This is a genomic window from Magnetococcales bacterium (assembly GCA_015232395.1).
Lineage (GTDB): Bacteria > Pseudomonadota > Magnetococcia > Magnetococcales > JADFZT01 > JADFZT01.
In genome coordinates this window covers 1-13,304 of sequence record JADFZT010000098.1, presented here as the reverse complement: position 1 = coordinate 13,304, position 13,304 = coordinate 1, and the positions used below count along the sequence as shown (strand labels likewise).

The window sequence follows — 13,304 nt, the reverse complement described above, 5'->3', positions numbered from 1 at the left end:
CTCTACGAAGTCAGCAAAACATTTTCAGACCAAAAAGGCTGTCAAGTCTTATTTGCGGCAGGGTGCTGAATAGTTACCTTTTGTTAAGCCTTGTTTCACAACCCCGGATTTCCACCGGAAAAGCGAATTCTCAGTTGTTTTCAGGCGATCGGGAATCGATGGAACATCTTGGTATTGTGCGAAAAGATCTTGATTCCAGTCGCTGATGAACTGGATATAGGAATGGCCTGAAGGGATTTCAAGAAGAGGGCGGAATTTTTTCCCAGCTTGCCACTCCACCCTCAATCAGACTGAAAAGGGGATGGGGATCTGGCGTGAGAATAGGTTTGATCATGGCATGGTGGTTGGGATTGCGCTTTTCCACCTTGCCAAGGAAATGGCACCACTCATAGAGCATTTGCCCGTCGGTCGCCTGGATGGTCCCGAGCCAGTGGTCTGGGGCGATTCGGCTAACGCCGAACCGGTATTGACGGCGCAGGGCCTCTTGATGAACTGCGCGCAGATATTGGGCGATAGCCCCTACGGGATTGGGCTGTTCCTTGAACCGGTGAAGCTGGGGATGGTTGGCGTATCCACGGGTCAATCCCCGCAAAACCTTCTGGGCCAGAAGCGCCTCCCGCCAAAGGGCGACCAGCCCTTTGGCGTCAAGATATTTTGGGTGAATAGTCCAAAGGCGCATGTCCGGTTCAAGGACAAGGCAAGGAAAGACGATCAGGCGTCAATGACCAGCTCCCGGGCCTCGGGCACGGTTTGGAAGAACGCCTTCAGCTTCTCCAACGAGCGCTTTTCGATCTGCCGGATTCTTTCCCGGCTGACGCTGAACCGTTGGGCCAGAACGTCCAGGGTGGCGGGTTTTTCGGCCAGGAACCGTTCGCAGATGATGGCCTGCTCCCGGGGGTTCAGCCGGTCGAGGCCCTGCTGGATCAGGGATCCCATCAGCTCCTTCTGCTGACTGGTGAGCAGTTCGTACTCCTGGTTGGGACGCTGATCGGCGATGAGATCCTGCATTTCCCCGGCGTCATCCAGAACCGGTTGATTGAGGGAGGTGTCGTCGCCGCTCATCCGGCCATCCACCTCCAGGATGGTCTCAGGGTCGGTTCCAAATTTTTGCGCCAACTCTTCAGCTTCATCCCAATTTAGGGGGGATAGGGAAGCCTTGGCTTGACGCAGCTTGAAGAAAAGTTGCCGTTTGAGCTGGGTGGTGGCGATCTTCACCATGCGCCATGAGCGCAGAATGAAGTCGTGAATGGCGGCACGGATCCACCAAATGGCGTAAGTGGCGAGCCGATTGCCCCGTTTGGGGTCGAATTTTTTCACCGCGTGCATCAGGCCCACGGTCCCTTCCTGGACCAGGTCCGGCAGGTTCAAGCGGTAATTGAGATATTCACGGGAAATTTTCAGGACAAGCCGCAGGTAGGAGTGAACCAACTTGTGAGCAGCCTCACGATCGTCATTTTCCTGGAAGCGGGTGGCAAGTTGGTATTCCTCTTCAGCGGACAGGATGGGGGCCTGCATGGCCTGCTGGAGGAATTTTTGGAATCCGGAACCGCCGTCTTGTACGACCAGATCCGAAGAACGATGAATGGCGAGGGTTTGAGTCGACATTGAAGGCTCTCCGTATCAAATCTCTCAAATGGTGTCCTTTTAGGGTGATGGAAGCGCCATATGCGCCCCTGACATTTTCTTAGATAGCACTTTCCAAAACGAGTTTCAAGAGGGTCGTGAATATTTTTTTTTAGACCCATTCCAAACGTAACCAAGGGCTTGGCCGCCGTCTGGGGCGATAAGCGGAGACCATGCCAAAACGTGGGCGGCTGTGGCGGGCGGGCATCTGGAGAATAGCCGGATCCTGCCGAACCACCTTGTGGATCGGGCGAGGATTGGACAACTCCATGAGCCTGTGAATCCGCTCCCGGGTTTCCGGATGGGTGCGCAGCCAACCCGGTTCTTTCGGATTGCCCAGGGGGAAGAGAATCCGCTTCCAGAAACCACGCCGGGGCATCTCGATTTTGTTGAGCGCCGAGGCCAAACCGTGGGGATCCCCGGCCAGGGCGGCGGCGTCCAGGTCGGCGTTGAACTCCCGGGTGCGGGAGAGGGCCAACTGCAAAAGTGCGCTCAACGTAGGCGCGGCTATCAGGATCAGCAGCGCCGGCAATGAGATCTCAGCCCCGCCCAGCATCAGAATGGGCAGGGTCAGAAGAACCAGAAGCTGGCCGAACATGGCGAGCATCAACGTCAGGCGGCGGAAGGCATCGGCCATGGCCATCACCCGGGTATCGCCGTTCTTGATATGGCTGATCTCGTGGGCCAGCACGCCGGTCAACTCCCGTCCGTTGAGCAAACCCAACAGACCGTCCGATACCGCCACCGCAGCATCCGGTCCGCTACCCACGGCCATGGCGTTGGGGGTGGCGCTGGGGATGTAATAGAGATGGGGAACCTTCTCCAGGTCGGCCCGACGCGCCAAGTTCGCTACGGTTTGGTAGAGATCCGGACGCCCTCTTGGGTCGATCCAACGGGCTCCGGAAAGACGCAATATCAGTGATGGCGCAACGCTGGGCGCCATCAGGTTGATGACCACCGCCAGAATCAGGCTCCACCAGACCCCTTCCTCCCCGGCCAGCATCCACCCCAGAAGGGCCAGCAGGCCGGTCATGCCGGTGAACAGTAATGCGGTTTGCAGGAAATTGCCCGCCTTGCGGGCAAGGATCCTGCTCTCATCAATTTCATCTCTCCATCCAAACATGGCAACCTCCTTTATCCATCAGGTAGGAACGCCAACCGCACTTCGCAACCAGTCGGAAAAATCAATTTCCTCCAAGAACGGCTGAAAGCCTCAACCTCTCTCCTCTCCGCCAGATGGTCAGGTTCACCGAATCGCCGATGGATTTATCCCCCATCCGCTTTTGGAGATCTTCGACAGTAGCGACAGGTTTGCCGTCAACCGTAAGAATGACGTCGCCAAGTATGATTTCCCGGTATCGAATTCGCGTAGCCCGCAGGCCGGCCCTTTCAGCCGCCGATCCCGATGTCACGTCAAGCACGAGCACGCCGTCCACATCAAACTCCGACAGAATCCGCCGACTGACCTCGTCATTTGCCGTGACGCCCAGACTGGGGCGTTGATAACGGCCTTTTGCGATAAGGACTGGCACGACCCGGTTGACCGTATCCACCGGTACGGCAAAACCGATGCCGGCATAAGCGCCTGATGGGCTGTAGATGGCCGTGTTGACGCCGATGAGACGGCCCGCGCTGTCCAACAGGGGACCGCCGGAATTGCCGGGGTTGATGGCGGCGTCGGTTTGAATCAGGTGATCAATGGTCCCCCCGGCGTCGTTGTCGATGCTCCGATCCAAGGCGGAAATTACCCCGGTCGTCAGGGTGTGGTCCAACCCGAAGGGATTGCCGATGGCGAACACCTTCTGGCCGACTTGAAGGTCCTTGCTGGTTCCGATGGAAACCGGGACGGGAGGTTCAAAGCCGGTGTCGATACGCAACACGGCCAGGTCGTGTTCCCGACTGGCCCCGACCAGAACCGCCGGATAGCTCTTCTGGTCCGCCAGCGTGACCCGGGCCTCCTGCGCTTTTTCCAAAACATGATAATTGGTGACCACATGCCCGAACTGGTCCCAGATGAAGCCCGAACCGGTCCCTTTTGGCACGCGCATGATGTTTCGAGTCCAGAAATCCCGCACGTGACGGATGGTGGTGATATAGACCACCGAGGGCTTGGTCGCCTTGAACAGGTCGATCGTGTTTTTTTCATCCGCCGCCAAGTCACCCCTGGCGGTCACGGACCGGGGTGTGGCCGACATACTGATCAGGGTCATCTGAATCAATGGACGGAAGTAGATCGCTAATGTGGCAATTAGCAAGACAAGCCAGATCAGGCGGGGCGAAATTCGGAAATGTGACATCTTTTCAAACTCCCTTGGAGGGCTCCTGACGACCTGTTCAAAACAGGCGCCCACGTATGGTTTTATTCCATCTGGTTATAGCATCAGGGGTTTTCAATATTCAGGCACAATCATGAAAAAATTTTCGCGCGGCCTCTTGCAAAGCAAAAAAACGCTTCCTATCTCATTGCGCAAGGTGGCCACCAACACCGACAAACAACATCTCAATCAGTGAAGGAGGTCCAAAATGGCCAGCATCGTTTCTTATGATCCTTTTCGGCAATTTCGCACCCTTCAGGGCGAGATCAACCGGCTCTTTGACCAGGATATGGATGGTTCCACCGGTCAGATGGCCGCCTGGCCCATGCGGGTCGATATCCGGGAGGATGAAAACCAAATCATCATCAAGGCCGACGTTCCCGGCATGGCGCAGAAGGACATCAACGTCAACGTCGACAACGGGCAGTTGACCATCTCCGGCGAGCGCAAGTTCGATGACGAGGCGAACAAGGAGAGCTATCACCGGGTGGAGCGGGCCTACGGACGGTTCAGCCGTTCGTTCTCACTGCCCAATACCACCGACACGGGCAAGATTTCCGCCGCCTACGCAAACGGCGTACTGGAGGTGACCCTGCCCAAGCTGGAGGAGGCTAAGCCCCGTTCCATCCAGGTTCAGGTCAATTGAGGGCGACCGTCAAGGCGCGCAAAGGGAGTTTGTACCGGGGCGTAAGCACCCTTTATGACAACCGGGCCGGTCCAACGTTTTCACTGGGCCGGCCCAACACGACAACAACCATTCGGGCACGGCGGTAAACGGGTTGGCGTCCACTTGACGCCAACCATCTAGAACCAGCTCTTGGCCCTTTGTTGATGACCCTCCGGTTGCCTAACCGGGGTCGTTATTGATGGAGGATTGGGACATGGCGAGCACGCGTATTGAAGAGATTCTGAAAAATTTCCCCTCATGGTCCGGACTTCGGGAATCCCTCTCCCAGCGTTCGCCGATCCGGCTTTCCATCCAAAACGAGCGCATTTTTTCAGGCGGGTTTGGGGAGCTGTTCGAAAAGGATCTCCCCTGGATCCGGGAGGATTGGAAGGATCAATCCTCCATGGCGGACCTCTTGCGGGAATCTCGGATCGGGCTTCTTCTGACCGCTCCGGTCATCTGGTCTGTGGCCATTCCCCTGGCCCTGCTGGATCTGATGGCAACCCTGTATCAAACCATCTGTTTTCCCATTTACGGCATTCCAACCGTGAGCCGGTCGGAATTCGTCGTCATCGACCGGCACAAGCTGGCCTATCTCCACTGGATTGAAAAACTCAACTGCGTCTACTGCGGATACGGCAACGGCGTACTGGCCTATGTTCGGGAGATCGCCAGCCGCACCGAAGAACGCTGGTGTCCCATCAAACACGCCAAAACACCCAAAAAGCCCCATCCACGCTATGCGGAGTTTGCGGACTACGGGGATCAGGAGGGCTACGGTCGGAAAGAGAATGAAAAAAAGCGTAAGGAAGGGAGGAGATCATGATGGAATGGACTTTGTTGGACTGGGAAACGCTTTCCGCCACGTTACGGCGCGGCTTTGAAACCGTGGCGTCCGTGGCAGTGGGCCTGTCCCTGGTGATTGTCGCCGCCACAGGGACGGCACTGGAATGGCGGGTGTTCGCGGACTTTTCCCGATGGACGCGGTCGGCTACGGAACAGCTTCCGGCTCTGGTTTCTCCCTCAACGTGGATTGCGTTCAAACGATCCGGAACGGCGGTCGCGCTGTTGGCTTTACTGGCCATGGTTTTCACAATGATGGCGGCTCCGGCCTCGGCCCGCTCTGTTCCGGAATTGACCGAGCTGGCGGAGAATCTGAAGCCGGTGGTGGTCAATATCCATACGAGCAAGAAGATCCTTGGCGGTCAAACCCGGTTGCAACACAACCCGTTCAAGAACAGCCCGTTCGAGGAGTTTTTCAAGCCATTTATGGATCGCATGCCCCAACGGGAGTTCCAGACCCGCAATATGGGCTCGGGCTTCATCATCGACGGCGACGGTTTTATCCTCACCAATCACCACGTTATCGAAGAGGCCGACGAGATCAAAGTGCGTCTTTCGAACGAACAGGAGTTCGATGCCAGCGTTATCGGCAGCGACCCCAAAACCGACTTGGCGCTGATCCGGATCGAAACGGATCAAAAACTGCCCGTGGCTCGCCTGGGGGATTCCGACGCCATCAAGGTGGGGGCCTGGGTGGTGGCCATCGGCAATCCATTTGGCCTGGAGGCTACGGTTACCACCGGCATCATCTCCGCCAAAGGCCGGGCCATCGGCAACGGTCCCTATGACGATTTTCTCCAGACCGACGCCGCCATCAATCCCGGCAACTCCGGTGGACCGCTGTTTGATCTGGAAGGAAACGTCGTCGGCATCAACACCGCCATCTTTTCCCGTTCCGGCGGCTACATGGGGATCGGCTTCGCCATTCCGGTCAACATGGCCAAGAGCGTGGTGTCCCAGCTCAAGGATACCGGACGCGTCACCCGGGGCTGGCTGGGCGTCAGCATCCAGGGGGTGACGGCTGAATTGGCCCGGGCGCTGGGGCTGGATGAACCGCGCGGCGCGTTGATCGCCCAGGCGGTGAAAGACGGCCCAGCCAAAAAGGCCGGTCTCAAGGCCGGAGACGTCATTCTGGAATTTAACGGCCGCCGGATCAACAAAATGCGCGATCTGCCGGCCATCGTCGCCGCCACACCCGTGGACCAGAGCGTACCGGTAAAAATCCTCCGCAACGGCGATGAAGAGACCATCCGGGTCAAGATCGCGGAAATGCCCCGGGAGGAGACGGTTCTGGCTCGAAACGATCCATCCGGATCAACCGATCCTCTGGGGGTCAAGGTCAAGGGGCTTACCGACCCGATCCGCCGCCAGTTGGGCCTGGGCGAGGAGATCAAGGGCGTCGTGGTGGTGGGCGTGGAGACCGACGGAGCTGCCGCCCGGGCCGGCATACGTAAAGAGGACGTGATCGTGGATCTGAATCGGAAAATGATCGCCTCAATTCAGGATTATGAAAAAGCCGTCGCCAGCATTGGAAGCGCAAAGACGGTTCTGGCCAGAGTGCTCCGGGAGGGCGATCCCCTGTTCTTGGCCCTGAATCTGGAGCAGTGAGAGTTCAACGTTCAACCGGAAAGAAGAAAATCAGGAAGGAGGTCCACCATGAAAGTCGTCGTCGAAAACTACGCCAACAACCGGTGGTCCTGGTTCAAAGCCGAAACGGACGATCCGGACGCGCTGCACAGACAGCTTCTTGAAGCCCATCCGGAGTGGACGACGATCCGGATATCGCCTGAATCCGAGTGGTTCAAACGGATTAACCACCCCATAGGCGAAGTAATGCCCAACCGCTATCAGCCAACCTCTCATTTGAATGTGGTAGACCCGGCTCTTTTGAAAACGGAGGCGAACCATGAATGCCGTGAATCTTTTGATGCAAAAGTGGCGTGATGCGCCTGGATCCAAGCGCTGGCTGGGTGCGTTGATCCTGGCGCTGGTCGTGGTTATCGGCGTTCAAGGGATCTTCATTCATCGGCTTTCCACTGCCATGGAAAAAGAAACGCCGGTTGATTCAGGCCCGACACTGAACAGCAACCGTTCCGATCCGCTCGGTTTTTCAGATCCATGGGGCAAGGAGTTCTGGGAAGAGTTCAATCAAGCCCCCTTTGAGCGGATGAACACAATGCGGGAGGAAATGAACCGCATGTTCAACGGCGGCCCCTTCTCCGGGTTCAACAACGATCCGTTCTTCGGACAAGGATTGTTCTCATCGCCCATGGATGGGTTTGGATTCAGCTCCATCTCCGGATTCGAGATCCGGATGGAAGATGATGAGGTGGTCGTCACCGGTAAACTTCCCGGCGGCGACAAATCCAACGTCGAGGTGACCGTAGAGGACCATCAGTTGCACATCGCCGCCCGAACCGACGGAAAAAAAAGTCGGACCAGTCAGCATGACGATTTGGGCAACATGGCCCGCCGCAGCCAGTTTTCCAGCCGATTCGAAAAACGGATCTCCCTGCCGGAAGACATGGACCCGGCAGGCATGCGGACGGAATTCGAGGATGGGATCCTGACAGTAAGGATTCCCCGAAAAAGCAACAGTGGATTGCTCTGAAAATGAAAATCAAGGTGAGGTTCGAAGAGTCGTGAACGCCATGACGCAAAAAGAGGAAGGCCGGACGCTTGCCGACGTTTTAAACGGCGGAAAGGATGAACTGCTGGCGTCCTGGATACGGAACATCCTGGGGCTTCCGGGCAATCGTACCCTGAAGCTGATGACCGAGCTTCAGCTTCGGGGACAGGCCGGAGAGCTGCTGGACGCGCTTCTTGATGCCTTCCGGTCCGAAAATCATGAGGATATCCATACCCCGGAATATGCGGCAGCGGTCGAGCTGTTGCGGGAAATCAGCGCTTCCCGCGCCAAGCAGGGTTTTACGCCCACGGAGACCGCCGTTTTCGTCTTTTCCCTCAAGGACGCCGCCCTGCCCATCCTGCAGGAGGCGTTCGACACCGATCGCGCCCGGCTGGCCCAGGAGCTGATCCGTCTTAATACGGCGCTGGACAAGCTGGGGCTGGTCACCTTCGAGTCCTACGCCGAAGCCCGGGAGAAGGTGATCACGGAGCAGAGCCGCGCCATGGTGGAGTTGGCCGAGGCCGCCAACCGGGCCAAGAGCCTGTTTCTCGCCTCCATGAGTCATGAGATCCGCACGCCGATCCACGCCATCACCGGTCTGGGGGAACTGCTGAAAGAAGGCAATCTGTCTACAGAGGAGCGTGGATACGTCGAGATCATCAACCGGGCCGGGGAGAGCCTCCTGGCCCTGGTGAACGACATCCTGGATCTCTCCAAGATTGAAGCCGGCCAGTTTGAGATGGAGCGCCGCCCCATGAGCCTGCGGCAGGTCATCGACAACGCTGTGGGCATCCTGAACCACCGGGCTCGGGACAAGGGGCTGAAACTCTTGTGGCAAGTGGATGATGACGTTCCGGAACGGATGATGGGAGATCCGGGCCGGTTGCGGCAGATCCTGCTCAATCTCGCCGGCAATGCCATCAAATTCACGCCTTCGGGGGAAGTGCGTATCCATGTCGGGATTCAAAATCGTGAGATTCGGATATCGGTCACCGACACCGGCATCGGCATTCCGGAGGAAAAACGGGAGATCATTTTCGAGCCTTTCATTCAAAGCGACGCCTCCACCAGCCGTCAGTACGGGGGAACCGGTCTGGGACTTGCCATCTGCCGGCAACTGGTGGAGAAGATGGGTGGCGTCATCCGGCTGGAAAGCGCCGTTGGTCGGGGCAGCGCCTTTCATCTGCTCTGGCCGCTGGAATCCGTTGCCGAAGACGCGCAACTGAAAAAGGATCCCGATCATCCGGCCAGCACCCCCGCCCCGGACGCGGAATCTTTGCCGGAGGGTCGGACAGGCAGGATCCTACTCGCCGACGATGCGCCGGAAAACAGATTGATCATCAAGGCGTTTTTGAAAAAATCCCCCTGGAGGATCGATGTAGCCAAGGACGGCGCCGAGGCGTTTTTGAAATTTACCCAAAACGATTATGACCTGGCGTTGATGGATGTGGAGATGCCGGTGATGGATGGCTACGCCGCAACACGTGCCATCCGGGATTGGGAGAGAGAGCATGAACGCCCCAAAACGCCGGTTCTGGCCCTGACCGCCCACGCCATGCGGGAGCACCGGGAGCGGAGCCTGGAGGCCGGTTGCGACGGCCATCTGACCAAACCCATCGGCAAGGAGCGGCTGATCCGGTCCATTCAAAAGGTTCTGGAGCGGAAAGACCCGGTGGAAATGGCCACATAATATGCGGGAGATCAAGAGATGATTCTGGATAACGGCTTCATAGAATTCGTAAAAAACAGGCAGCCCGGCATGTGGACCCTGATTGAAAAAGCCCGGGAAAACGGCCTGATCGTGGTGGATGAGGCCAACGACGCCATTACCGCCACCAACCGGCTCATGTGGACCAATCCCGTACTGCACGACTGCTTGGCCACCCTGGTGGACCAGTGGACGCGAACGCATGAGACGGAAACGGAGGCGTTCCGCAGCCTGTTGCGGAGCGAGGCTTGAGGAGAGAGGGAAATGGAAGCAAAACAGCGCATCACGGCAGTGTTCGATCAGCTGCTCGAACCCAAACTGAAATGGAACATCAACGCCCTGAATCTCCTCAAGGAGGTGGAACTCTCCGAAGGAATAGCCCGGGTGAAGGTCCATCTGATAACCGATGACAGGGATCAGATCCGCGCCTTTGAAAAAGAGGCGCGACAGGCGTTGGCGTTGGTTTTCGATGGTGAGATCGATCTGGAAGTCAGCCGCGCCCAGGTGGGCGTCGAGGGGGTGGACGGCGTCAAGAAGATTCTTTTTGTCGGCAGTGGCAAGGGGGGCGTCGGCAAATCCACCGTTGCAGTCAATCTGGCCACGGCGCTCGGTCAGATGGGCTTCTCCGTTGGCCTGATGGACGCGGATATTTATGGCCCCAGCGTACCCACCATGATGGGCAACTCCGAACGTCCGGAGGTTCTGCCCGGAGAGCAACTGATGCCTCTCACGCGGCACGGCATCCGGTTCATCTCCGCCGGTAGCCTCATCCCGCCCGGCAAGGCCCTGGATTGGCGGGGTCAGCTTGTAAGCGGAACCCTGGTTCAGTTCATCAAACAGACCTGTTGGGGCGCGTTGGATTTTTTGATCGTGGATCTGCCTCCGGGCACCGGGGACGCGCAGTTGACCTTGGCGTCCCGACTCAAGACGGATGGGGTGATCCTGGTCGCCACCCCCCAGGAGGTGGCCTGGAGCGATGTGCGGCGCGCCCAGGATCTTTTCCGCAAGCAGGAAGCGCCGGTACTGGGACTGGTGGAAAACATGGCCTGGCAGCCCTGTGAATCCTGCGGACATCACAACCATCCGTTCGTCAACGCCGCCAAACCTCTTCCGGAGATCGCGGTTCTGGCCCGTTTGCCTCTGCTCAGGGAGGTTTCCGAGGGTGGAGACGGCGGCGTTCCGGTTGTCCTGGGCCAACCGGAATCGGCGGCGGCCACCGAATTCATGATGATGGCCAGAAAGGTTGCGGAAATGACCCGGGCCTTTCAACCCAGAGCGGCGTGATCACCGTCGTGCTGGTTCAAGAACACGTACCAACAAGCATTTCTATAGGAGGAAACGAGAGATGAAAACGAAGATTCGCCCCCTGCATGACCGGATTCTGGTGAAGCGGGTCGAAGATGAGCAAAAGAGCGCCGGCGGCATCATCATCCCGGATACCGCCAAGGAAAAGCCGATTCAGGGCGAGGTGATCGCCGTGGGCAAGGGCGCCGTGGGCGATGACGGCAAGGTCCGGAAACTGGACGTCAAAGCGGGCGACCGCATTCTGTTCACCAAATATGGCGGGACCGAAGTCAAATTCGATGGCGAGGAGTACCTGATGATGCGTGAAACCGACGTCATGGGCGTTCTTGAATGATCGGTTGATCAACCGGCTTTCAGTTACCAAACAGGAGTAAAACGACAATGGCTGCCAAAGAAGTGAAATTCGGAACCGACGCCCGCGCCGCCATGGCGAAGGGGCTCAATACGTTGGCCAACGCGGTCAAGGTGACCCTGGGTCCCAAGGGCCGCAACGCCGTGCTGGACAAATCCTGGGGCGCGCCCCGCATCACCAAGGATGGCGTTACCGTCGCCAAGGAGATCGAACTGGAAAACAAGTTCGAGAACATGGGCGCGCAGATGGTCAAGGAGGTCGCCTCAAAAACCGCCGACGCGGCCGGCGACGGCACCACCACCGCCACGGTGCTGGCCCAGGCCATCACCCGCGAGGGGATGAAGGCGGTGGCCGCCGGCATGAATCCCATGGATCTACGCCGAGGCATCGACGCCGCCTCCCAGGCTGTGGTGGATGAGCTGAAAAAACTCTCCAAGGAGGTTACCAAGTCGGAGGAGATTTCCCAGGTGGGGACCATCTCCGCCAACGGCGATCCCGAGATTGGCAAAATGATCGCCGAGGCCATGGACAAGGTGGGCAAGGAAGGGGTGATCACCGTCGAGGAGGCCAAGGGACTGGAGTCCACCCTGGACGTGGTGGAAGGGATGCAGTTCGACCGGGGCTATCTCTCCCCCTATTTCGTCACCGACCCGGACAAGATGGTCTGCGACCTGGAGGATCCCTACATCCTGCTGGTTGAGAAGAAGGTCGGAAATCTCCAACAGATGCTGCCGATACTGGAAAACGTCGTCCAATCCTCCAGGCCTCTATTGATCATTGCCGAGGATGTGGAAGGTGAGGCCCTGGCCACCCTGGTGGTCAACAAGCTTCGAGGAGGCCTGAAAGTGAGCGCAGTCAAGGCCCCCGGCTTTGGCGACCGGCGCAAGGCGATGTTGGAGGATATCGCTATTCTCACCGGTGGAACCGTGGTCTCCGAGGATGTGGGCATCAAGCTGGAAAACGTCACCCTGGAGATGTTGGGCACGGCCAAGTCGGTGCTCATCGGCAAGGAGGAGACCACCATCGTCGATGGCGCCGGAGAATCGGATCAGATCAAGGCCCGGGTCAACCAGATCCGCACCCAGATCGAGGAGACCACCTCGGACTATGACAAGGAGAAACTCCAGGAGCGTCTGGCCAAGCTGGCCGGAGGGGTGGCGGTGATCCATGTGGGCGGCGCCACCGAGATCGAGGTGAAGGAGCGCAAAGATCTGGTGGATGACGCCCTCCATGCCACCCGGGCGGCGGTGGAGGAAGGGGTCGTTCCCGGCGGCGGGGTGGCCCTGCTCCGTACCGTCAAGGCGCTGGACAAGCTCAAGGTGGACGGCGAGGACCAGAGCGTTGGCGTCCGCATCGTTCGCCGCGCCCTGGAGGAGCCCACCCGGATCATCTCCGAAAACGCCGGACAGGAAGGATCGGTGGTCATCAACAAAATCCTGGAGAACAAGGCGGCCAACTACGGCTATGACGCCCAAACCCACGAATATACGGACCTGGTGGCGCGCGGCGTCATCGATCCCACCAAGGTGGTGCGTACCGCCATCCAGTCCGCCGCCTCCATCGCCAGCCTCATGATCACCACCGAAGCCATGGTGGCGGAGATTCCCAAAAAGGACCCGCCTCCCGCTCCGGGTGGCGGCATGGATGGCATGGACATGTAACGCTCAAGATTCATCAGCCGGGCTGCCTCCTCCAGGACGCAACCCGGCTGGTAAAATCCAAAAACGCGTCATTGCTTGGCTGTTGGAGATTTATTTGCCTCAGGGGGAAAAATTATTCTTCCAGCGTAACTGCTCTCCCCCTATTTGATTTTGCCAGCCAAAGCGATTTGAATGGCGATCAATGGGTTGACTCCCTGTTGA

General features: G+C 58.2%; 14 protein-coding genes. 10 read left to right on the top strand and 4 right to left on the bottom strand.

The window, feature by feature from the left end:
* Positions 1 to 238: 238 nt before the first annotated feature.
* The 4 genes from HQL52_18115 to HQL52_18100 all read right to left on the bottom strand — a co-directional run bounded on the left by HQL52_18115 (position 239) and on the right by HQL52_18100 (position 3,920).
* Positions 239 to 679 (bottom strand): DNA lyase, encoded by a 441-nt coding sequence (locus HQL52_18115; protein ID MBF0371361.1) that lies wholly within the window; start codon positions 677 to 679, stop codon positions 239 to 241.
* Between the two features lie 32 nt (positions 680 to 711).
* Entirely contained in the window at positions 712 to 1,605 is an 894-nt protein-coding gene (locus HQL52_18110; protein ID MBF0371360.1) for an RNA polymerase factor sigma-32, read from the bottom strand.
* A gap of 130 nt (positions 1,606 to 1,735) precedes the next feature.
* A complete protein-coding gene (locus HQL52_18105) occupies positions 1,736 to 2,746 on the bottom strand; it encodes a M48 family metalloprotease (GenBank protein ID MBF0371359.1) in 1,011 nt (336 codons plus the stop codon).
* 61 nt (positions 2,747 to 2,807) lie between these two features.
* The gene (locus HQL52_18100; protein ID MBF0371358.1) at positions 2,808 to 3,920 is read right to left on the bottom strand and encodes a trypsin-like peptidase domain-containing protein; all 1,113 of its coding nucleotides are present in this window, start codon (positions 3,918 to 3,920) and stop codon (positions 2,808 to 2,810) included.
* A gap of 226 nt (positions 3,921 to 4,146) precedes the next feature.
* On the opposite strand from HQL52_18100, the gene HQL52_18095 reads away from it, so the two are divergent.
* From HQL52_18095 to groL, 10 genes are all read left to right on the top strand, one after another.
* Positions 4,147 to 4,584: an Hsp20/alpha crystallin family protein gene (locus HQL52_18095; protein ID MBF0371357.1), complete on the top strand. Its 438-nt coding sequence runs from the start codon at positions 4,147 to 4,149 to the stop codon at positions 4,582 to 4,584.
* Positions 4,585 to 4,819: 235 nt separating this feature from the next.
* Positions 4,820 to 5,431 carry a hypothetical protein gene (locus tag HQL52_18090; GenBank protein ID MBF0371356.1) on the top strand — a complete coding sequence of 204 codons (612 nt, stop codon included), beginning with the start codon at positions 4,820 to 4,822 and terminating at the stop codon, positions 5,429 to 5,431.
* Positions 5,432 to 5,688: 257 nt separating this feature from the next.
* Positions 5,689 to 7,056 (top strand): DegQ family serine endoprotease, encoded by a 1,368-nt coding sequence (locus HQL52_18085; GenBank protein ID MBF0371355.1) that lies wholly within the window; start codon positions 5,689 to 5,691, stop codon positions 7,054 to 7,056.
* A 48-nt stretch (positions 7,057 to 7,104) separates the two neighbouring features.
* Positions 7,105 to 7,392, top strand: a complete 288-nt coding sequence (locus HQL52_18080) for a hypothetical protein (GenBank protein ID MBF0371354.1) — start codon at positions 7,105 to 7,107, stop codon at positions 7,390 to 7,392.
* 31 nt (positions 7,393 to 7,423) lie between these two features.
* Complete coding sequence (locus HQL52_18075; protein MBF0371353.1) at positions 7,424 to 8,059, top strand: Hsp20/alpha crystallin family protein; 636 nt, start codon at positions 7,424 to 7,426, stop codon at positions 8,057 to 8,059.
* A 40-nt stretch (positions 8,060 to 8,099) separates the two neighbouring features.
* Positions 8,100 to 9,767, top strand: a complete 1,668-nt coding sequence (locus HQL52_18070) for a response regulator (GenBank protein ID MBF0371352.1) — start codon at positions 8,100 to 8,102, stop codon at positions 9,765 to 9,767.
* An 18-nt stretch (positions 9,768 to 9,785) separates the two neighbouring features.
* Positions 9,786 to 10,037 carry a hypothetical protein gene (locus HQL52_18065; GenBank protein ID MBF0371351.1) on the top strand — a complete coding sequence of 84 codons (252 nt, stop codon included), beginning with the start codon at positions 9,786 to 9,788 and terminating at the stop codon, positions 10,035 to 10,037.
* Between the two features lie 12 nt (positions 10,038 to 10,049).
* Positions 10,050 to 11,069, top strand: coding sequence for an Mrp/NBP35 family ATP-binding protein (locus HQL52_18060; GenBank protein ID MBF0371350.1), 1,020 nt, complete (start codon positions 10,050 to 10,052; stop codon positions 11,067 to 11,069).
* A 61-nt stretch (positions 11,070 to 11,130) separates the two neighbouring features.
* Positions 11,131 to 11,424 (top strand): co-chaperone GroES, encoded by a 294-nt coding sequence (gene groES, locus HQL52_18055; protein MBF0371349.1) that lies wholly within the window; start codon positions 11,131 to 11,133, stop codon positions 11,422 to 11,424.
* Between the two features lie 47 nt (positions 11,425 to 11,471).
* A complete protein-coding gene (groL, locus tag HQL52_18050; GenBank protein ID MBF0371348.1) occupies positions 11,472 to 13,103 on the top strand; it encodes a chaperonin GroEL in 1,632 nt (543 codons plus the stop codon).
* The last annotated feature ends 201 nt before the right edge of the window (positions 13,104 to 13,304 follow it).

Coding starts and splice junctions, on each gene's coding strand:
- HQL52_18115 (MBF0371361.1), bottom strand. CDS start 679: ATGCGCCTTTGGACTATTCACCCAAAATATCTTGACGCCAAAGGGCTG.
- HQL52_18110 (MBF0371360.1), bottom strand. CDS start 1,605: ATGTCGACTCAAACCCTCGCCATTCATCGTTCTTCGGATCTGGTCGTA.
- HQL52_18105 (MBF0371359.1), bottom strand. CDS start 2,746: ATGTTTGGATGGAGAGATGAAATTGATGAGAGCAGGATCCTTGCCCGC.
- HQL52_18100 (MBF0371358.1), bottom strand. CDS start 3,920: ATGTCACATTTCCGAATTTCGCCCCGCCTGATCTGGCTTGTCTTGCTA.
- HQL52_18095 (MBF0371357.1), top strand. CDS start 4,147: ATGGCCAGCATCGTTTCTTATGATCCTTTTCGGCAATTTCGCACCCTT.
- HQL52_18090 (MBF0371356.1), top strand. CDS start 4,820: ATGGCGAGCACGCGTATTGAAGAGATTCTGAAAAATTTCCCCTCATGG.
- HQL52_18085 (MBF0371355.1), top strand. CDS start 5,689: ATGGTTTTCACAATGATGGCGGCTCCGGCCTCGGCCCGCTCTGTTCCG.
- HQL52_18080 (MBF0371354.1), top strand. CDS start 7,105: ATGAAAGTCGTCGTCGAAAACTACGCCAACAACCGGTGGTCCTGGTTC.
- HQL52_18070 (MBF0371352.1), top strand. CDS start 8,100: ATGACGCAAAAAGAGGAAGGCCGGACGCTTGCCGACGTTTTAAACGGC.
- HQL52_18065 (MBF0371351.1), top strand. CDS start 9,786: ATGATTCTGGATAACGGCTTCATAGAATTCGTAAAAAACAGGCAGCCC.
- HQL52_18060 (MBF0371350.1), top strand. CDS start 10,050: ATGGAAGCAAAACAGCGCATCACGGCAGTGTTCGATCAGCTGCTCGAA.
- groES (MBF0371349.1), top strand. CDS start 11,131: ATGAAAACGAAGATTCGCCCCCTGCATGACCGGATTCTGGTGAAGCGG.
- groL (MBF0371348.1), top strand. CDS start 11,472: ATGGCTGCCAAAGAAGTGAAATTCGGAACCGACGCCCGCGCCGCCATG.